This is a genomic window from Pseudomonas sp. YuFO8 (genome assembly GCF_035065025.1).
Taxonomy (GTDB): Bacteria; Pseudomonadota; Gammaproteobacteria; order Pseudomonadales; family Pseudomonadaceae; genus Aquipseudomonas; species Aquipseudomonas putida_AE.
Map to the genome: position 1 here is coordinate 162,762 of NZ_JAXDEQ010000006.1, position 21,023 is coordinate 183,784.

Annotated in this window: 14 protein-coding genes; 8 read left to right on the forward strand and 6 right to left on the reverse strand. The window is 61.7% G+C overall.

What is annotated here, in order from left to right; all coding sequences use genetic code 11:
• Positions 1-62: 62 nt before the first annotated feature.
• The 4 genes from SOP95_RS08160 to SOP95_RS08175 all read right to left on the reverse strand — a co-directional run bounded on the left by SOP95_RS08160 (position 63) and on the right by SOP95_RS08175 (position 4,202).
• Positions 63-1,004, reverse strand: a complete 942-nt coding sequence (locus SOP95_RS08160) for a LysR family transcriptional regulator (RefSeq protein WP_274073559.1) — start codon at positions 1,002-1,004, stop codon at positions 63-65.
• Positions 1,005-1,073: 69 nt separating this feature from the next.
• Complete coding sequence (locus SOP95_RS08165; RefSeq protein ID WP_274073560.1) at positions 1,074-2,603, reverse strand: tripartite tricarboxylate transporter permease; 1,530 nt, start codon at positions 2,601-2,603, stop codon at positions 1,074-1,076.
• A complete protein-coding gene (locus tag SOP95_RS08170) occupies positions 2,600-3,133 on the reverse strand; it encodes a tripartite tricarboxylate transporter TctB family protein (protein WP_323606768.1) in 534 nt (177 codons plus the stop codon). Before SOP95_RS08170 ends, SOP95_RS08165 begins: the two co-directional genes overlap by 4 nt.
• 52 nt (positions 3,134-3,185) lie before the next feature.
• Positions 3,186-4,202 carry a Bug family tripartite tricarboxylate transporter substrate binding protein gene (locus SOP95_RS08175; protein WP_274073562.1) on the reverse strand — a complete coding sequence of 339 codons (1,017 nt, stop codon included), beginning with the start codon at positions 4,200-4,202 and terminating at the stop codon, positions 3,186-3,188.
• Between the two features lie 584 nt (positions 4,203-4,786).
• Between SOP95_RS08175 and SOP95_RS08180 the strand changes: the two genes are divergently transcribed.
• From SOP95_RS08180 to SOP95_RS08200, 5 genes are all read left to right on the forward strand, one after another.
• On the forward strand, positions 4,787-5,743 hold the full coding sequence (locus SOP95_RS08180) for an amidohydrolase family protein (protein ID WP_323606769.1): 957 nt from the start codon (positions 4,787-4,789) through the stop codon (positions 5,741-5,743).
• Entirely contained in the window at positions 5,740-6,744 is a 1,005-nt protein-coding gene (locus SOP95_RS08185) for a 4-hydroxythreonine-4-phosphate dehydrogenase PdxA (RefSeq protein ID WP_323606770.1), read from the forward strand. The genes SOP95_RS08180 and SOP95_RS08185 overlap by 4 nt, the downstream gene beginning before the upstream one ends.
• A 320-nt stretch (positions 6,745-7,064) precedes the next feature.
• Positions 7,065-8,240 carry an L-rhamnonate dehydratase gene (locus SOP95_RS08190; protein WP_274073565.1) on the forward strand — a complete coding sequence of 392 codons (1,176 nt, stop codon included), beginning with the start codon at positions 7,065-7,067 and terminating at the stop codon, positions 8,238-8,240.
• A 51-nt stretch (positions 8,241-8,291) separates the two neighbouring features.
• Positions 8,292-9,287, forward strand: coding sequence for an AraD1 family protein (gene araD1, locus SOP95_RS08195; RefSeq protein ID WP_274073566.1), 996 nt, complete (start codon positions 8,292-8,294; stop codon positions 9,285-9,287).
• Positions 9,288-9,408: 121 nt separating this feature from the next.
• Positions 9,409-10,989, forward strand: a complete 1,581-nt coding sequence (locus SOP95_RS08200) for an aldehyde dehydrogenase (NADP(+)) (protein WP_274073567.1) — start codon at positions 9,409-9,411, stop codon at positions 10,987-10,989.
• A 110-nt stretch (positions 10,990-11,099) separates the two neighbouring features.
• On the opposite strand, the gene SOP95_RS08205 is transcribed toward SOP95_RS08200, so the two are convergent.
• Complete coding sequence (locus SOP95_RS08205) at positions 11,100-12,005, reverse strand: DMT family transporter (RefSeq protein ID WP_274073568.1); 906 nt, start codon at positions 12,003-12,005, stop codon at positions 11,100-11,102.
• A gap of 157 nt (positions 12,006-12,162) precedes the next feature.
• Between SOP95_RS08205 and aceK the strand changes: the two genes are divergently transcribed.
• From aceK to SOP95_RS08220, 3 genes are all read left to right on the forward strand, one after another.
• A complete protein-coding gene (gene aceK / locus SOP95_RS08210; protein WP_323606771.1) occupies positions 12,163-13,881 on the forward strand; it encodes a bifunctional isocitrate dehydrogenase kinase/phosphatase in 1,719 nt (572 codons plus the stop codon).
• A 169-nt stretch (positions 13,882-14,050) separates the two neighbouring features.
• On the forward strand, positions 14,051-17,962 hold the full coding sequence (hrpA, locus tag SOP95_RS08215; RefSeq protein ID WP_323606773.1) for an ATP-dependent RNA helicase HrpA: 3,912 nt from the start codon (positions 14,051-14,053) through the stop codon (positions 17,960-17,962).
• A 328-nt stretch (positions 17,963-18,290) separates the two neighbouring features.
• Positions 18,291-19,412 (forward strand): beta-ketoacyl-ACP synthase III, encoded by a 1,122-nt coding sequence (locus SOP95_RS08220; RefSeq protein WP_274073571.1) that lies wholly within the window; start codon positions 18,291-18,293, stop codon positions 19,410-19,412.
• 238 nt (positions 19,413-19,650) lie between these two features.
• Here SOP95_RS08220 and SOP95_RS08225 read toward each other — a convergent pair whose 3' ends face one another.
• Complete coding sequence (locus SOP95_RS08225) at positions 19,651-20,970, reverse strand: putative porin (RefSeq protein WP_274073572.1); 1,320 nt, start codon at positions 20,968-20,970, stop codon at positions 19,651-19,653.
• Between the last annotated feature and the right edge of the window lie 53 nt (positions 20,971-21,023).

A 21,023-nucleotide genomic window follows, 5' to 3' on the forward strand; every position in this document is an offset into this window, starting at 1 on the left:
TTTGACCTTTTAAAAGCAAGATCAAAAGATCGCAGCCTCCGGCAGCTCCTACAGGGGCCTTTTCATTTGCTCAGCGCATGCTCGGCCCGCACCGAGTTCATGAATGCCTGCATCGCCGAGGACTGAATGCGATGGCGGCGGGTGATCAAGCCGTAGGGTGGCAGTCGTGCTTCGAATTTGATCGGCAACACCGCCAGCAGGTCTCGACCGGGATAATCCTCGACCACCGACACCGGTGTGACACCGAGCATATCGGTCTGCTGGATCAACGAGAGCAGGGTCATGATCGAGGTGGTTTCGACGATGCTGCTGGGAATGTCGACCCGCGCATTGTGGAACACCTGATTGATGATCGCGCGCATCGGGCTTGGCTGCTGTTGCAGCACCCAGGTCATGTTCTGCAATTCTGCCCAACCCAGTTGCTTCTCCTGCGCCAGCGGATTTTGCGCACCGGCAATCACGCACAGGGCTTCTTCGCCCAGGCTGTCGAACAGCAGTTCTTCGGCCCGTGCTCCGGGCGGAATCCTTCCTAAAACGATGTCCAGTTGATCCTGCAACAGCGCCTGTACCAGCACGTCGCTGGTGTCGACCTGGATGCTCATGGACAAGCGTGGATGGCTTTGCTTCAAGGTCGCGATGGTGCGGGTCAACAGCCCGGAAGCCAGCGCCGGAATCGCGCCAACGGCGACCCGACCCAGGTTGCCCGATTGCAGCGCCACCAGTTCTTCGCGCATGCCGCTGAGCTCGGCGAAGACCATGCGTGCGTAGTAGATGACGGTTTCACCGAACGGGGTCGAGCGCATGCCCCGAGGCAGCCGTTCAAACAGCTCGACGCCGAGCAGGTCCTCGGCTTCGTGCAGCATCTTGGTCGCTGCCGGTTGGGTCATGCCGATGTGGTCGGCGGCGCGGCGCAACGAACCGAATTCCTCCAGCGCGAGCATCAGCCGCAGCTGGCGCAGCCGCAGTCGACTGTGGATTACATTGGCATCAGGAATTCGGGACATGGGCCGCACTCGCAATCAGGACTGCGGCAAGCCTGACAACAAATGTCAGGCGTTGCCAGCATTGCTGTGTCACAGCACCGATTTTGGCTTGGCGACCTGGGGTTTACGAAAGCCCATCAGGGCTGCCAGGGCCTTGGAAATCAGCGGCCAGAACAGCATCAGCAGCGCCGCCGTGGTCAGGCTGCCGACCAATGGGTTGGACCAGAAGATCCCCAGGTGCCCGTCAGAGAACAGCATCGACTGACGGAACGCATCTTCGGCCTTGTCACCCAATACCGCCGCCAGTACCAGTGGCGCAATCGGATAGCCGAGTTTCTTGAACAGATAACCCAACGCGCCGAAACCGAGCATCAGCACCACGTCGAAGAACGAGTTGTGTACCGAGTAGGCACCGATGGCGCAGACCATGATGATGATCGGCGCGATGATCGAGAACGGAATGCGCAGGATCGAGGCGAACAGCGGCACGGTGGCCAACACCACGATCAGGCTCACCACGTTGCCCAGGTACATGCTCGCGATCAGGCCCCAGACAAAGTCATGCTGCTCGACGAACAGGGTTGGCCCAGGGTGCAGGCCCCAGATCATCAAGCCGCCGAGCATCACCGCTGCGGTGGCGGAACCGGGAATACCCAGGGTCAGCATCGGCAGCAAGGCGCTGGTGCCGGCGGCGTGGTCGGCGGTTTCCGGAGCGATCACGCCTTCGAGTTCACCCTTGCCGAAGTTGTCGCGGTTCTTCGAGAAACGCCGCGCCAGGCTATAGCTCATGAACGAAGCGGCGGTCGGCCCGCCCGGGGTAATGCCCATCCAGCAACCGACCAGGGTGCTGCGCACAATGGTCCACCAGTAGCGCGGCAACTTGGCCCAGGTGCGCAAAATCACCATCGGCGTGATGCGCGCGTGTTCGCCACGGAACACCAGGCCTTCCTCCACGGTGCAGAGGATTTCGCCGATACCGAACAGGCCGATCACCGCCACTTCGAAACTGATGCCGGTCATCAGGGTCGGCTGATCGAACGTCAACCGCAGGTTGCCGGACACGGTGTCCATGCCGACCGCCGCCATGGCGAAACCGATCATCATCGCCACCACGGTTTTCAGCGGCGGGTTCTTGCTCATGCCGATGAAGGTGCAGAACGCCAACAGGTACACCGCGAAGAACTCCGGCGAACTGAACGACATGGCGAAGGCGGCAATCTTCGTCGAGAGGAAGGTCAGCAGCAACACTCCCGCCAGTGCACCCAGCAACGCCGAACTGAACGCGGCGGTCAGGGCTTCGGCGGCACGGCCTTCGCGGGCCATCGGGTAGCCGTCGAACGTCGTCGCCACCGATGAGGGCTCACCGGGAATATTGAACAGGATCGAAGTGATCGAGCCGCCAAACAGCGCACCCCAGTACATGCACGACAGCAGGATGATCGCCGACACCGGCGACATGGTGAAGGTCAGCGGCAGCAACAGTGCCACGCCATTGGGGGCGCCGAGGCCGGGCAACACGCCGACCAGGATGCCCAGCAGCACGCCGATCACCATCAGGCCGATGTGGCCTGGGGTCAGGATCAGGTTCATGCCTTGCAACAGGGAATCGAATTCGCTCATTTGAAGTTTCTCCCGGCCAGGGCAATCCAGTCGCCCAACGGGCCGGCATCCAGCGGGACCTTGAACCACAGCGCGAAAATCAGGTAACTGGCGAGTACCGCGCCGAGGGATATACAGGCAATCATCAGTTTGCCGTAAGGCTTGGCGCGGTCCTTGTCACGCCACATGAACCAGGCGATGAAGCACGCCGAGGCGACATAGATGCCGGTCAGTGGCATGGCCGCGACGAACAGTGCAATCGGGATGAACACCGACAGCACTTGCCTGAACGCACTGCGACTGACGAATGCAACGCTCAGCGCTTGCCAGCGCACCAGGGTCAGCACAAAGTTGGCCACGCTCGCGGCGCTCAGCATCAGGCCGATGTAGAAGGGGAAGTAACCCGGCTCGGGGCCGGCATCGCCCCAGCCGATACCCTGTTCGACACTGCCGAACATCACCACCACGCCGATCAGCGCCGTGAAGAGGGTCAGGCCGAGCTCGACCCAACGGGTGCCGACCAGCGCGGGTGAATCCGAAGAATGGGACATGAAGACACCTCCAGCAGATGACGACCGCCCGCAGGCGAGCGGCCGTGACAACTTAGTTTTTCAGCCAGCCGGCTTCCTTGAAGACCGGGGTGACGCGGGCGGTGTCTTTTTCGATGTAGGCGGTCAGCGGCTCGCCCTCGAGGAAGGTCGGCACCAGCGCGTTCTGCTTGACGTAGGCCTTGAACTCCGGGGTTTCGGTGACCTTGCGCATCAGCTCGACATAGAACGCGCGTTGCTCGGCGGAAATGTCGCCAGGCATGAACACGGTGCGCGGGAAGCGGTATTGATCGATGCCCAGGCCTTGTTCGTGGCAGGTCGGTACGTCGGCCCAGGATTTGTCGCCGGCGACTTTTTCGGTGTAGGCCATGCGCTCCTTACTGAACACGCAGAGCGGTTCGACCTGATCGCCGCGCCATTGGCTGATGCTTTCGCTGGGGTTGTTGACGTTGGCGGCGATGTGCTTGCCGGCCAGCTGGGTCGCGGCCTCGCTACCGCTCTTGAACGGGATGTACACCAGTTTACTGTTGGTGGTCTGGTTCAGCAGCAGGGTCAGGGTCTGGTCGACATCCTTGGACTGGCTGCCACCCATGCGCAGTTTCGACGGGTCGGCCTTGACCGCTTCGTAGAAGCTTTTCGCATCCTTCCACGGTGCGCCTTTGTAGCTCCAGAGAATGAAGTCATCCTCGGCCACGGCGGCAATCGGCGTCAGCTCCTGCCATTGGTAGCCGAGCTTGGACACCAGCGGCAACAGGTAGATGTTGTTGGTGCCGATCACCAGCTTCTCGGCATCGCCCTTGTTCATTTTCATGTCGAGGAAAGCCTCGGCGCCGTTGCCGCCACCCTTGTTCAGGACGATGGTATTAACGTCGAGCAGTTTATGCGTGGTGATGATCGACTGGATCAGGCGACCGAGTTGGTCGGTACCGCCACCGGGGCCACCGGCAACGACGATTTCGACGTTCTTGTCCGGCTGCCAGGCGGCTTGAGCGAGCGCGGGAAGGGCGCCGGCGGCGATCAGGGTGCAGCCAAGAAACAGACGGGAAGTGCGACGGACGAATGCATTTCGCATGGGAGGGCCTCGTTTCTGTGTTTTTGTAATTGTTATGAGCGACTTGTTTGAGCGGTAAAGCCGCAAGCCTGGAGTGAGTGTGGGAAGAGGCAGCCCCCGCGTCTAGTCAAAACAATACATACACCGATAGCCTGGGGTTATAGCTAGTCAAACGAAGCAGGACTTCTGTAGGAGCAAGCTTGCTCGCGATGGACTCACGAGCGCTGCGCTAATTCAGGAAACACGCGTTTTCGTTGACGATCATCGCGAGCAAGCTCGCTCCTACAGAAAAGAAAGGTCCAACATTGAAAGATCGTTGAAAGCACGGCGTGCCATAACCCGAAGCTATCGCCTGATTTCAAGTTTTGATTAGACGGTTATCACCGGGCCTTCGATAGTGCTCATCAACACCGTGAAAAACGCGGCACAGGTTAATGTCTGCAACTGTACAACAATAAAAATTGAGGGACGCGCAATGGCTCGTCACCAGTGCGGTGTGATTATGCAAATGAGCAGTGGATTTGCCCCGGTGCCGGGATTCTTCGCGGTGTGCTCGGCAGTGTTTGTGCTGGCTACGTTGTTCATCAGTCTCGACGAGGTGCGCCATGGGTGAACTGTGGAACGGTCCCATCATCGATGCCCATCATCACTTCTGGGACCCAACGATCAACGACCATCCGTGGTTGGCGCCGGAGGCGAACATCCCGTTTCGCTACGGCGATTACTCCGCGATCAAGCGCCGTTATTTGCCCGACGATTACTTCGCCGATGCCGGCGACCAGCGAGTCGTGCAAACGGTGTATGTCGAGACCGAATGGAACCCGCAGGACCCGATTGGCGAAACCCGTTTCATCGAGCAACTGGCCGCCCGCTACGGCGTGCCGAATGCGATCGTCGCGCAAGCCTGGCTCGACCACCCGGACGCCATTGCCGTGCTGCGCGAGCAGGCCAGTCACAAGTGCGTGCGCAGCGTGCGGCATAAGCCCGGCGGACCGACGTCACCCGCGCAGTTCGGCCGGGTGCGCAGCCTGATGAGCGACGAGCACTGGCGGCGCGGTTATGCCGCGCTGGAGGGCTTGGGCCTGCACTTCGATCTGCAAACCCCCTGGTGGAACTTGCCCGAAGCTGAGCGACTGGCCCGGGATTTCCCCGGTATCACCCTGATTCTCAACCACGCCGGCTTGCCCAGCGACCGCAGCGCTGAAGGCCTGGCCGGTTGGCGCGCCGCGATGGCGCGGCTGGCGCAGTGGCCCAACGTGCAGGTCAAGATTTCCGGCCTGGGCCAGGCGGGCCGGGCGTGGCGCGCCATCGACAACGCCTGGATCGTGCGCGAAATCATCGCGATGTTCGGCACCAAGCGGGCGATGTTCGCCAGTAACTTTCCGGTGGACAGCCTGTGTGGCTCGTTCAACGACATCTACAGCGGTTTCAAATCCATCGTCGCCGATCTGCCAGTGGCCGATCAGGAGCGACTGTTCTACAGCAACGCGCAGCGCATCTACCGCTGCGAACCTTGCGCCATTGACCGGGCGCGGCCTGAATCCTTGAGGAGTGAAGCATGAACAAGACAACCATCGCGATGGTCCTGGGCGACCCCGCGGGCATCGGTCCGGAACTGATCGCACGCTTGCTCGGAGAGCCCGATGTACGCAGCCAGGCGAATGTGATCCTGATTGCCGACGAAGCGGAAATGCGGCGAGGCATGCGCATCGCCGGGCTGGAGTTTCCCTATCGCCGGGTGGAGTCGCTGGAGCAGCTGTCATTCATGGACGACACGCCGCTGTTCTACGATTTTCGCGGCGACACTGTCGGTGAATTCCCGCGCAGCGAGTCCAGTGTCATTGGTGGTCGCTACAGCCTCGACACCCTGGAAGTCGCCCTGCGCCTGACCGAGGCCGGGACCACCGACGCGATATTGTTCGGGCCGCTGAACAAGACTTCGTTGCACATGGCCGGCATGGCCCACAACGATGAGTTGCACTGGTTCGCCGAGCTGCTGGATTTCCACGGGCCGTTCTGTGAATTCAACGTGCTCGACAATCTGTGGACTTCCCGTGTGACCTCCCACGTGGCGTTGGCTGAAGTCCCGGGCCTGCTTAGCCAGGCGCGGGTGGTGGAAGCGATTCAACTGATCGACACCGCGCTCAAGCGCAACGGCCTGGAAAAACCGCGCATCGGCGTCTGTGGATTGAACCCGCACAACGGCGACAACGGCTCGTTCGGTCGCGAAGAGCTGGACATCATCGGCCCGGCCGTGCGTTCGGCCCAGGCACTGGGGATCGCGGCGGAAGGGCCGTATCCGGGGGACACGATTTTTCTCAAGGTCCAGGGTGATGCCAGCGCCTTTGACGCGGTGGTGACGATGTACCACGACCAGGGGCAGATCGCGATCAAGTTGATGGGCTTCTCCCGTGGTGTCACGGTCCAGGGCGGCCTGCCCATCCCGATCACCACGCCGGCCCACGGCACCGCGTTCGATATCGCGGGGCAGGGCAAGGCCAACGTCGGCGCGACTCGCCAGGCGTTCGAGATTGCCTGCCGGATGGGTGGCAACAGCTACTGATTTTCAAAAACACGCAATACCCCTGTAGGAGCTGGCTTGCCAGCGAAGACGGCCTGACAGACACCCCTGAGGTGCCTGTCGGGCCGCTTTCGCTGGCAAGCCAGCTCCTACAGTTTTATGTATTGCCCCGATAACTCGATCTAGGGGATTACTGCTTTTTCCTATCACCCCAGGTTATCGCCGGATACGCATAAGTGATTATCCGCACCCTCGGGCGCTGGCTACAGTCGCTCCATCGAATGCCTGGAACCGCCAACCGAGCGGCTCCACGCAGCGACACAACAATGACAAGAAGCCGGCAGCGCAAGGAAACCGTATTCATGAAAATCAAAGCGATCCGTACCCGCGTATTCGAGTGGAAAGGCAAAGTCGTCCCACCTCAAGCGCACTTCTGCACCAACGCCAGCGACATCCTGTTCGAGCGCGGCGACGCCATGGGCTCGTTCCGTTTCCACGGCTGGCTGGTGGTGGAAGTCGAGACCGACACCGGTCTTGTCGGCATCGGCAACTGCGCCCTGGCGCCTCGTGTGGCCAAGGAAATCATCGACACCTACCTGGCACCCATCGCGATTGGCGAAGACCCGTTCGACAACGAATACATCTGGCAGAAAATGTACCGCCAGAGCCACGCATGGGGCCGCAAAGGCATCGGCATGGCGGCCATCTCGGCGATCGACATCGCCATCTGGGACATCATGGGCAAGGCGGTCAACAAGCCGGTGTTCAAACTGCTCGGCGGCCGCACCAAGGAAAAGATCTGGACCTACGCCTCCAAGCTCTACGCCAACGACAACCTCGACCTGTTCCTCGAAGAGGCCCAGGGCTATCTGAACCAGGGCTTCACCGCGCTGAAAATGCGCTTCGGCTACGGCCCGAAAGACGGTCCGGCGGGCATGCGCAAGAACATCGAACAAGTGCGCGCCCTGCGTAACCTGGCCGGCCCCGACGTCGACATCATGCTCGAATGCTACATGGGCTGGACCCTGGAATACGCCCGCCGCATGTTGCCCAAACTGGCCGAGTTCGAGCCGCGCTGGCTGGAAGAACCGGTGATCGCCGACGACATCGAGGGCTACATCGAGCTGAAAAAAATGGGCATCATGCCGATCTCCGGCGGCGAGCACGAGTTCACCTCGTACGGCTTCAAGGACCTGCTGGAACGCCGTGCGATCGACGTGATCCAGTACGACACCAACCGCGTCGGCGGCATCACCGCCGCGCGCAAGATCAACGCCATGGCCGAGGCCTGGTCGGTGCCGGTGATCCCCCACGCCGGGCAGATGCACAACTACCACCTGACCATGTCCACCACGGCGTCGCCCATGGCCGAGTTCTTCCCGGTGTTCGACGTCGAAGTCGGCAACGAACTCTTCTACTACGTATTCAAGGGCGAACCGCAACCAGTCAACGGCTACATCCAACTCGACGACGACAAGCCGGGCCTGGGCCTGGAAATCTCCGATGAGTATTTGAGCGACTTCAACATCATCGAGTGACCTTGAGGCGCCGTCATCCGGCGGCGCCGTCCATGACTTTGCGGAGGCGACATGCGCCTGATTCAATTTGAAAACACTGCCGGGGAACGCCAGGTCGGGCTGGTCGACGGGGCACAGGTCCAGGTGCTTAAAGGCACCCGCAGCACCCGTGAACTGGCACTCGCGGCGATCCGCGGCCAACGCAGCCTGCAGGAAGAAGTCGCCCTGCGCGGCACCGAACCGGGCCCGGACTACGCCCAGCTGTTGCAGCAGCGCCAGGTGCTGCCACCGCTGGACCACGAGGACCCGGCCCACTGCCTGATCAGCGGCACCGGCCTGACCCACCTGGGCAGCGCCTCGGCGCGGGACAAGATGCACCAGCAGGAAGGTGCCGTCGAAACCGCCATGACCGACACCATGCGCATTTTCAAATGGGGCCTGGAGGGCGGCAAGCCCGCGGCCGGGCAGGTCGGTGCGCAGCCGGAATGGTTCTACAAGGGCGACGGCAGCATCGTCGTGCGTCCCGGCGCGGACTTCCCGGTGCCGCCCTTTGCCGAAGACGCCGGCGAAGAGCCGGAGCTGACCGGGCTCTACGTGATCGGCGACGACGGCCTGCCGTATCGCGTCGGTTATGCCCTGGGCAATGAGTTCTCCGACCATGTCATGGAGCGGCGCAACTACCTGTACCTCGCCCATTCGAAACTGCGCTGCTGCTCCTATGGCCCGGAGCTGCGCGTCGGCGAATTGCCCAGGCACCTGGAGGGCACCAGCCGCATCAAGCGCGATGGCAAGACGATCTGGGAAAAGGAGTTTCTCAGCGGCGAAGACAACATGTGCCACAGCCTGGCCAACCTCGAATTCCACCACTTCAAGTACGCGCAGTTCCTGCGTCCCGGTGATGTGCACGTGCACTACTTCGGCACCGCCACGCTGTCGTTTGCCGATGGCATCAAGACCCAGCCGGGGGACCGCTTCCAGATCAGCCTCGATGAGTTCGGAGCGCCGCTGGTGAACGGCATCGGTGAAAGTGCCCAGCCGTTGGCAATCGGTCAGGTGCGCACGCTTTAACCCCTGTAGGAGCCGGCTTGCCGGCGAAAGCGATTTTTCACGCGACGTTGATGTTTGCCGTGCCATGGCCTTCGCCGGCAAGCCGGCTCCTACAGGTCTGTAATCGATCAAGGAATCCGCAATGACCACGATACTTGGACACAACTACATCGGCGGCCGCCGCAGCGCCAACGGCAACTTGCACCTGCAAAGCCTCGACGCGACCACCGGTGAGCCTTTGCCCGGCACCTTCTTCCAGGCATCCGAAGCCGAGGTGGATGCCGCCGCCAAAGCCGCCGCCGCGGCGTACCCGATCTACCGTAATCTCAGTGCAGAAAAGCGCGCGACCTTCCTCGATGCCATCGCCGATGAAATCGATGCCCTGGGCGATGACTTCGTCGCCACCGTGTGCCGCGAAACCGCATTACCGGCCGGGCGTATCCAGGGTGAACGCGCTCGCACCAGCGGCCAGTTGCGCCTGTTCGCCAAGGTCCTGCGTCGCGGTGATTTCTACGGTGCGCGCATCGACCGGGCGTTGCCGGATCGCCAGCCATTGCCACGCCCGGACCTGCGTCAATACCGCATCGCCCTGGGCCCGGTGGCGGTGTTCGGCGCCAGCAACTTTCCGTTGGCATTCTCCACCGCCGGTGGCGATACCGCCTCGGCCCTGGCCGCCGGATGCCCGGTGGTGTTCAAGGCCCACAGCGGGCACATGGCAACCGCCGAGTGGGTGGCGGACGCAATCATCCGCGCCGCCGAGCGCACGGAAATGCCCGCGGGGGTGTTCAACATGATCTACGGCGGTGGCGTCGGTGAGTGGCTGGTCAAGCACCCGGCGATCCAGGCCGTGGGTTTCACCGGCTCGCTCAAGGGCGGCAATGCCCTGAGTCACATGGCCGCGACCCGGCCACAGCCGATCCCGGTGTTCGCCGAGATGTCGAGCATCAACCCGGTGTTCCTGCTGCCCGAGGCGCTGGCCGTCCGGGGTGAACAGATCGCGGCGCAGCTTGCCGGTTCAGTGACCCTGGGCTGTGGCCAGTTCTGCACCAACCCTGGCCTGGTCATCGGCCTGCGTTCGCCGCAGTTCAGCACCTTTCTCGAAACCTTTTGCGCGAGCATGAACCAGCAACCTGCGCAAACCATGCTCAATGCTGGCGCGCTGGCCAGTTACAGCCGAGGCCTGGGCGAGCTGCACGAACATCCGGGGCTGACCCATCTGGCGGGCAAGCCGCAGCAGGGCAGTCAGGCGCAGCCGCAAGTGTTCAAGGCCGATGTCAGCCTGTTGCTCAAGGGTGATGAACTGCTTCAGGAAGAAGTGTTCGGGCCGACCACCATCGTCGTGGAAGTCGAGAGCCGTGCGCAGTTGGCGCAGGCGCTGCAGGGGTTGCGCGGGCAACTGACCGCGACCTTGATTGGCGAGGCGGATGAGCTGCTGGAGTACCGCTGGCTGGCGGAGATGTTGCAGGAAAAGGTCGGGCGGATTTTGCTCAATGGTTATCCGACCGGGGTCGAGGTGTGCGAGGCGATGGTGCATGGCGGGCCTTATCCGGCAACGTCCGATTCGCGCGGGACCTCGGTGGGGACGTTGGCGATCGATCGCTTCCTGCGCCCGGTGTGCTTCCAGAATTACCCGGATGCGTTGTTGCCCGAGGCGTTGCAGAACGCCAATCCGCTGGGGATTCGGCGGTTGGTGGATGGGGAGGTGAGTCAGTCAACCTTGTAGTGTCTGGATGACCGCTATCGCTGGCAAGCCAGCTCCTACAGGTTTTGCGGCGTGCTCGAAACCTGTAGGAGCTGGCTTGCCAGCGAAGGCGTCATCAAGCTCACCACAAATTACCTGGCTCCCACCTCAATTGCCTTCACCGCAGGCTTCAACACCAGCCACAACGCCGCCGCAATCAACACCCCGCCATACACATGCGCCATCGACAACGGCTCACCCAGCAACAGTGCGCCCCACAACACCCCGAATGGCGGGATCAGGAAGGTCGTGGTCATCGACCTCACCGGCCCGACCGAGCTGAGCAAGCGGAAGTAAACGATGTACGCCAGCGCAGTACAGACCAGCCCCAATCCCAGCAACGACAACCAGACATCCCAGCCACCCCAGCTCGCCGGCGGCTGGCTGATCACGCTGTAGCCGAACAGCGGCAGCAGGAACAACGTCGCCCCGAGCATGCTGCCCAGCGCAGACAAACGGCTGTCGAGCCCACCGGCCTGATCCAGCCAGCGGCGTGCTAGAAAACCGGCAAAGCCATAACAGGTGGTGGCGAGCAGGCAGGCGAGGGCGCCCATCAGCAATTGCATATCGAATGCCACCGGGCCCGCGCGCGTCAGCACGCCAACGCCGAACAAGCCGAGAAATACCCCGCCGAGCTTGGCGCCGGTGAGTCGCTCATGGAAGAACAGGCCGCCGATCAACACGCCCATCAGCGGTGTGGTGGCGTTGAAAATGGCCGAGTACCCAGCCGGCAGCACCTGGGCGGCTACGGAATACAGGGTGGCCGGAATCCCCGAGTTGATCACCCCGAGCAGCATCACGGTCTTGAGTTTGCCTTTGAAATCCCAACTGATGCGCATCAGCCCGAGGATCAGCAACAGGCCGGTAGCGGCAATCGACACGCGGAAAAAGGCCGTGGGGATGGTACCAATCACCGGGGCGATGATGCGCATGAACAGAAAGCTCGCACCCCAGATGGCCGCCAGTGACAGTAAACGGACAATATCGACGGGGTTCACGCTGCTCTCCTTCCTTTATGGGGACGAGAGTGTTGCCGAGCGGCTGATCGATGGCAACCGAAAAACCGGCAAATAACCCGGGCGCAAAATTACGCTTCTCCTGCACCCGCTTCACTGGCTAAGCTCAGGGCTCACGAATTCCCGCAGAGGTCTCACCATGCCGCAGCAATGGCCAGCCGCCGATATCGCCCGAATGATCCTCGATGGCTTTGACGATTACCGCGAGCATTTCCGGCAGATCACCGACGGTGCGCGGGCCCGCTTCGAGCAGGCCCAGTGGCAGGAGACGCAGGTCGCGTCGGCCGCGCGGATCAATCTCTACGAAGAAAAAGTCAGCGAAACCGTGGAACGGCTGCGCATCGCGTTCGACAGTGACACCCTGGACGTCAGTTGCTGGCCGCTGGTCAAGAGTGCCTACATCAGCCTGATCGACCTGCGTTTCGACGATGAATTGTCCGAGACCTGGTACAACTCGATTTTCTGCGGGCTGTTCAGCCATGACCTGATCAGCGACGGCTGCATGTTCATCCACACCACGCGGCCGAGCCTGCGCCGGGCCCGCGCTGCGCAAACCCGCACCTACAAACCCCAGGGCCAGTTGGCGGGCATGCTGGCGAGCATCTTTGCCGACTATCGCTTCAGCGAGGAATACGCCGACCTGCCCGGCGACCTGCGCCGCCTTGAAGCGCAACTGCGCGAGAACCTGCCGGACTGGGTGTGCAAGGACCCGGAGCTTGGCGTCGAACTGTTTTCCTCGGTGCTCTACCGCAACAAGGGCGCCTACCTGGTGGGGCGCATCTACACCGCCGATGAGCAATGGCCGCTGGCGATCCCGCTGCTGCACCTGGAGGGGCGCGGTATCCAGATCGACGCGCTGATCACCGACGAAGCGGACGTGTCGATCATCTTCTCGTTCACCCGTTCCTATTTCATGGTCGATGTGCCGGTGCCGGCAGAGTTCATCGGTTTCCTCAAGCGCATCCTGCCGGGCAAGCACATCGCCGAGCTGTACACTTCGATCGGTTTCTACAAGCATGGCAAGTCCGAGTTTTATCGGGCGTTGATCAACCACCTGGCCAACACCGACGACCAGTTCATCATGGCCCCCGGCGTGCGCGGCATGGTCATGAGCGTGTTCACCCTGCCGGGGTTCAACACCGTGTTCAAAATCATCAAGGACCGCTTCTCCCCGTCAAAAAACGTCGACCGCGCGACTGTGATCGAGAAGTACCGGCTGGTAAAAAGCGTCGACCGCGTCGGGCGCATGGCCGACACCCAGGAGTTCGCCGATTTCCGCTTCCCGCTGAGCAAGTTCGACCCGGCGTGCCTGGAAGAACTGCTGGACGTCGCGCCGTCCACGGTGTCGGTGGAAGGCGACACGGTGCTGATCCGCCACTGCTGGACCGAACGGCGGATGACCCCGCTGAACCTGTACCTGGAAAACGCCAACGACGCGCAGGTGCGCGAGGCACTGGAGGATTACGGCCTGGCGATCAAGCAACTGGCGGCGGCGAACATCTTTCCCGGTGACATGCTGCTGAAGAACTTCGGCGTTACCCGTCACGGACGGGTGGTGTTCTACGACTATGACGAGATCTGCTTCCTGACCGAGGCCAACTTCCGCCACATCCCGCAACCGCGTACGCCGGAAGATGAAATGGCGTCCGAGCCGTGGTATTCGATCGGACCGCTGGATGTGTTCCCCGAGGAATTCCCGCCGTTTTTGTTTGCCGATTCGGGGCAGCGCAAGTTGTTCGATCAGTTGCATGGCGAGTTGTACAACGCTGACTACTGGAAAAGCCTGCAGGAGGCGATTCGGGCAGGGAAGGTGATCGATGTGTTTCCGTATCGGCGTAAAGGCCACGATACCGAGTAACCCCATCCCCCCTGTAGGAGCCGGCTTGCCGGCGAAGGCAATCCTGAGCCTTGCATCGCCAGTGCCGACGCCTTCGCCGGCAAGCCGGCTCCTACAAGGGATCTCGTTCGTCCTTCAAATCTGCGACAATCCCCGACCTGCGCCACTAGACGACTGAATTGCGTACCCGATGACCGACGAATCGCCCTCCATCGACAAACTGCTGAAAAACCTCGATCACGCCATGCTTGCCGACCGCCACCGGCTGCGGCGGCAGTTGCTTGAGCTGCGCAAGAAACCTGACGAGGCCAAGCTGGCCCAGTGGGTGGCGCGGATGCAGGCGTCCTGTGACCAGGTGCTGGCCCGCCGCGCCAGCCTGCCGGTGATTCGTTACGACGACAGCCTGCCGATCGCCGCCAAGCGCGACGAAATCAAGAAAGCGCTGGAAAAGCACCAGGTGCTGATCATCGCTGGCGAAACCGGTTCGGGTAAAACCACCCAGTTGCCGAAGATCTGCCTGGAAATCGGCCGCGGGCAACATGGCCTGATCGGCCACACCCAACCACGGCGAATCGCCGCACGTAGCGTGGCGGCCCGGGTGGCCGAAGAACTCGGCACGCCGTTGGGCGCGCTGGTCGGCTATCAGGTGCGCTTCGAGGATCAGAGCGATTCCAACACCCTGATAAAACTGATGACCGACGGCATCCTGCTGGCGGAAACCCAGAACGACCGCTATCTGGAACGCTACGACACCATCATCGTCGACGAAGCCCACGAACGCAGTCTCAACATCGACTTCCTGCTCGGCTACCTGAAAACCCTGCTGCCGCGTCGTCCGGACCTGAAAGTCATCATTACCTCGGCGACTATCGACCTGGAGCGTTTCTCCAAGCATTTCGACGATGCGCCCATTGTCGAAGTCTCCGGCCGTACCTTCCCGGTGGACACTTGGTATCGCCCGCTGACCCTGGAACAGGATGAGGAGGGCAACCGCGTCGAGGACGACCTGACGGTGGATCAGGCGATCCTCGCCACCCTCGACGAAATTGCCGCCTACGAGCGCAGCGAACGCCGTAGCCCTGGTGACGTGCTGGTGTTCCTGCCCGGCGAGCGCGAGATTCGCGACGCCGCCGACATGCTGCGCAAGGCCCAGCTCAAGCACACCGAGATCCTGCCGTTGTATGCGCGTCTGTCGCCGGCCGAGCAGCAGCGGATTTTCCAGTCGCACCCGGGCCGTCGCGTGGTGCTGGCGACCAACGTTGCGGAAACCTCGCTGACCGTGCCGGGCATCCGTTACGTGATCGACAGCGGCACCGCGCGCATCAGTCGCTACAGCTATCGCGCCAAGGTCCAGCGCCTGCCCATCGAAGCCATTTCCCAGGCCAGCGCCAACCAGCGTAAAGGCCGCTGCGGACGGGTCGAGCCGGGTATCTGCGTGCGCCTGTACAGCGAAGAAGATTTCCTCGGTCGGCCGGAATTCACCGATCCGGAAATCCTGCGCACCAACCTCGCCGCCGTTATCTTGCAGATGCTGCACCTGCGCCTTGGCGAGGTCAGCGCATTCCCGTTCATCGAGCCGCCCGATGGCAAGGCGATCAGCGACGGCTACAACCTGCTGCAAGAACTCTCGGCGGTGGACCGCAACAGTCAGTTGACCCCGCTCGGTCGGCAACTGGCGCGACTGCCGGTGGACCCGCGCATGGGCCGCATGCTGCTCGAAGCGGCCAAGCTCGGCAGCCTGCAGGAAGTGCTGATCGTCGCCAGCGCCATGTCGATCCAGGACCCGCGCGAGCGTCCGCCGGAGCGCCAGCAAGCCGCAGACCAGGCCCACGCGCAATGGAAAGATACCGACTCGGACTTCGCCGGGCTGGTCAACCTGTGGCGTGGGTTCGAAGAGCAGCGCCAGGCGCTGACCGCCAGCCCGCTGCGTAACTGGTGTCGCAAGAATTTCCTGAATTACCTGCGCCTGCGTGAGTGGCGCGACTCCCATCGCCAGTTGAGCCTCATCTGCCGCGACATGCAGCTGAGCCTTAACAAAGAGCCGGCGGATTACCCGAAACTGCACAAGGCAGTACTGGTGGGCTTGCTCAGCCAGATCGGCCAGAAAACCGAAGACGGCGATTACCTCGGCGCGCGGCAGCGGCGTTTCTGGATTCACCCGTCGTCGGGTATCGGCAAGAAACGCCCGCAGTGGCTGATGACCGCTGAGCTGGTGGAAACCACCAAGCTGTATGCGCGGATGGTGGCCAAGATCGATGCCGACTGGATCGAGCCGCTGGCCGGGCACCTGATCAAGAAAAACCACTTCGAACCCCATTGGGAGAAGAAGCGTGGCCAGGTCGTGGCCTTCGAGCAGATCACCCTGTTCGGGCTGATCGTGGTCGGCCGCCGGCCGGTGCATTACGGCCCGATCGATCCGGTGGTGTCCCGTGAACTGTTCATCCGCGAAGCGCTGGTGCGTGGCGAAATCCAGTCGAAAGCCAAGTGCCTGACGGCCAACAAGCAGTTGCTGGAACAACTCGACGAACTGGAGGCCAAGGCCCGTCGCCGGGACATTCTCGCCGACGAAGAAACCCTCTACGCCTTCTACGACGCGCGGTTGCCGGCAGAGATCCACCAGACCGCGACGTTCGACAGCTGGTATCGGATCAACAGCCAGAAAGACCCGCAGCTGCTGATCATGCGCGAAGAGGACGTGCTGGCGCGCGAAGCCAGTGAAGTCACCGCCCAGCATTACCCGGACACGCTGCACATCGGCGACCTCGAATTGGCCCTGAGCTACCACTTCGAACCGAACCACCCGCGCGACGGCGTGACCCTGCGGGTACCGGCACCACTGTTGCCGATGCTGCCGCCGGAACGCCTGGAATGGCTGGTGCCGGGGGTGATCGAAGCCAAGTGCATTGCCCTGGTGCGCAACCTGCCCAAGGCCTTGCGCAAGAATTTCGTGCCGGTGCCGGATTTCGTCAAGGCCGCGTTGCAGCGCATGACCTTCGCTGAAGGTTCATTACCCCAGGCCCTGGGTCGGGAGTTGCTGCGCATGACCGGCGCCCGGGTCAGCGATGAAGCCTGGAGCGAGGCCGCGCAGCAGGTCGAAAGCCATCTGCGGATGAACCTGGAAATCGTCGACGCCCAGGGCAAGTTCCTCGGCGAAGGGCGCGACCTGGCCGAACTGACCGCGCGTTTCGCCGAAGCCAGCCAGGCTGCCCTGGCCGTGCCGCAAACCGCGAAAAGCCAGCAGCCGGTCGAGCCGAAAGTGTTTGCCGCCGTGGCCGAGAAAACCCAGCAGAAGATCGCCGGGCTGTCGATGACGGTCTATCCGGCGCTGGTGGAAGAGGCGGGGACAGTCAAGGAAGGACGTTTCTCGACCCCGGCCGAAGCCGAGTTCCAGCATCGCCGCGCCTTGCAGCGCCTGCTGATGCAGCAACTGGCGGAGCCGGCGAAGTTCCTGCGTAGCAAGTTGCCGGGCCTGACCGAGCTGGGCCTGCTGTATCGCGACATGGGGCGTGTCGATGCATTGGTGGAAGACATTCTGTTGGCCAGCCTCGACAGCTGCATCCTCGACGGTGAAGACCCGCTGCCACGGGATGGCGCCGGATTGGCCGCGTTGGCCGAACGCAAGCGCGGGGCCTGGACCGAACATGCCGAACGCGTGGCCAGGCTGACCCTGGAAATCCTCAAGCACTGGCACGGCCTGCAAAAACGCTTCAAGGGCAAGATCGACCTGGCGCAAGCCGTGGCCCTGAACGACATCAAGCAGCAGCTCAGCCATCTGGTGTATCCGGGGTTTGTCCGGGAAACGCCGATGCAGTGGCTCAAGGAACTGCCGCGCTACCTCAAGGCCATCGAACAGCGTTTCGAAAAAATCGGCGCCCAGGTGCAACGGGATCGGGTCTGGAGCGGCGAGTTGTCCGGCCTCTGGACGCAATACCAGACCCGCGCCAACAAACACGCCCAGGAAGGCAAGCGCGACCCGCAGCTGGAGTTGTACCGCTGGTGGCTGGAGGAATACCGGGTTTCGCTGTTTGCCCAGCAGTTGGGGACTAAAGTGCCAATCTCCGACAAGCGCCTGAGCAAGCAGTGGAGTCAAGTCGAAGCCTGACCGGACCCTTGTAGGAGCTGGCTTGCCAGCGAAAGCGTCCTTGAGCCCTGCATCGCCCATGAAGACGCCATCGCCGGCAAGCCGGGCTCCTACAGGGTTTGCGTCGTTCTTTAAGCGGATTCGACATTCAGCAAAAAGGCGCCAAAATCCAAGGTTTATGGCAAACTTCGCGCCTATAAACACCGGCCCCGCGATTTTGAGCCTTCGCCGCCGCGGGCAGGCCGGAATACAGCGATGCCAGGTTTGCGTCCACGGATGGGAATAGACCCTTTGTGCATTGGTACGTTTGTACCAATGCTTTCTGCCTGAACAGATCAGAGACACGACCATGCATAACGTCGTCATCAGCGGCACCGGCCTGTACACCCCGGCCAACAGCATCTCCAACGAAGAGCTGGTGCAGTCTTTCAATGCTTATGTCGCTCAATTCAACGCTGACAACGCCCAGGCCATTGCCCGTGGTGAAGTCGAGGCGTTGACCGAGTCCAGCGCAGCCTTCATCGAAAAAGCCTCTGGCATCAAAAGCCGCTTTGTCATGGACAAGGAAGGCATTCTTGACCCGCAACGCATGGCGCCACGCTTGCCGGAGCGTTCCAACGACGAATGGTCGGTGCTCTGCCAGATGGCCATCGGCGCCGCCGAACAAGCCTTGCAACGCGCCGGCAAAACCGCCGCGGACATCGACGGCGTGATCGTCGCCTGCTCCAACCTGCAACGCGCCTATCCGGCCATTGCCATCGAAGTCCAGGAAGCGCTGGGCATCCAGGGTTTCGGTTTCGACATGAACGTGGCGTGCTCTTCGGCCACCTTCGGCATCCAGGCCGCGGCCAACAGTGTCCAGTTGGGCCAGGCCCGGGCGGTCCTGATGGTCAACCCGGAAGTCTGCACCGGTCACCTGAACTTCCGCGACCGCGACAGCCACTTCATCTTCGGCGATGCCGCCACCGCGGTAATCATCGAGCGCGCTGACCTGGCCACCTCCAGTCACCAGTTCGACATTGTCAGCACCAAACTGCTGACCAAATTTTCCAACAACATCCGCAACAACTTCGGCTTCCTCAACCGCGCCGCGGAAGAGGGCATCGGAGCCAAGGACAAGCTGTTCGTGCAGGAAGGCCGCAAGGTGTTCAAGGAAGTCTGCCCGATGGTCGCCGAGCTGATCGCTGCGCACCTGGAAGAGAACCAACTCAACGTCAATGACGTGAAACGCTTCTGGCTGCACCAGGCCAACCTCAGCATGAACCACCTGATCGTCAGGAAGCTGCTGGGACGTGAAGCCACCGAGCAGGAGGCGCCGGTGATTCTCGATACCTATGCCAACACCAGTTCGGCAGGTTCGGTGATTGCGTTCCACAAGCACCAGGATGATCTGGCTGCCGGCTCGCTGGCGGTGCTCAGCTCGTTTGGTGCGGGTTATTCGATTGGTAGCGTGCTGTTGCGCAAGCGCTGATTTTTTTCGCTGTCGCCGAAAAGATCGCAGCCTGCGGCAGCTCCTACATGGATCGATGTTCAATCGCGATATCGCGGTTGAAACCCGATCCTGTAGGAGCTGCCGAAGGCTGCGATTTTTTTTGCGCCAATAGAAACAGCCCAGCGTTGAAATATCGGAGGATGATGGGGACCGATAGATCAACGCCAGGCTGTAAAAGGGGCTCAGGCATCCATGCCGGAGTCGTGTAGCGGGGTCATCAGAACTTCGCTTCGGCATCCAGTTGCAGGGTGTTGATGTCGGAGTCTTTCAGGTTGACGCTGGCGTTGGTGTAGTCGGAAGTCGCCATGAAGTACGTCGCACCCAGGGTGAAGTTCTTGTCCAGCTCGTAGCTGACTTTCAGCTTGCTGCCGCGCGAACCGGTGAAGCCGTTGGCGAAGTCGGAGTCGGTGAAGGCACCCACCACCGCGTTCTGCTGTATATCGCGGTAGTTGTAGTCCAGGCCGAAGCCGTAGAGCTTGGTCTTGACCCCGGCCAGCCAGCCAGTGTCCTGATTGTTGCTGGCTTCGGCGTTGTGTACGTACTGGCCGTAGAGCGACAGCGGCATTGGCAGGCCGCCGATATCGATCTGGCTGAAACCTTCCCACAGGCGGAACTCTTCGCCCGGGCTGTTACCGTTGACGGCCAGAGCGCATGGCGAGGTGGTGGCGGTGCAGGTGCTGTCTTCGTCGTTGTCGTAGTTGTAGAGGCTGCCGCCGACGGTCAATTTCAGGTTGTCGGTAATGGCGAAACGCGCACCCAGCTGGCCAGCGTACAGACGCAGGTCGTGCTTGAACTGCACGCCGTCGCCATCGACGTTGTCCTTGAGGGTGTAGTGACCGGCGCTGCCGAACAGTTCGGTATTGCCCAGCGGGTACTTGTAGGTCAGGGCCAGGCCTTCAGGGTTGATGTCGCTGTCCCAGATGATGTCGCCCATGCTCACCCACGGTTGCAGCATCTTGCCGCCGATCACGTGCAGGTTCTTGATGGCGTCGGGGTGGTAGTCGACATAGCCCAGGTCCAGCCAGATCTGCTTCTTGTCGAAGTAGTTGTTCAGGTCCTGGTTGGTGGAACGAGCGTCGTCACTGCTGCCGGTGGCGATACGGATGCCGGTGTCCACTTGCGGGTTGATTTCGCTGAACGCACCCAGGCGGGCACGAATGCGCTGGCGGTCCTGGTCTTTGTTGTTGGAAACGCCGTCGTTGTGGACGTTTTCCTGACGGAAACGCACGTCGCCCTTGAATTGGGTCTTGGCGGCCCACGCCAGTTTCTGGTCGAAGGTGCTCAGCTCATTGGTTTTCTTCGCGGTCGCCGCGATCTGCTCGTTGGTCTCTTGCTGGGCCTGACGAGCGATTTGCTGGTCCTTCTGATCCCTTGCCAACTCGGCTTGCAATTCGCTGTACTGGGCGTTGGTAATCGAACCGTTAGCCCGGAGCATGTCGAGCAGTTTGGCGTCGACTGCGGCGCTGGCCGGAACACTCATGGCCAGCAACAGGCCGCCACACAAGGCCGCCGCAGTTTTCGTGGAAGCAAGACGCATATCAATCTCCGAAGATGAGAGTGGATGGCTGGACCATCCTGGGCACAACCGAC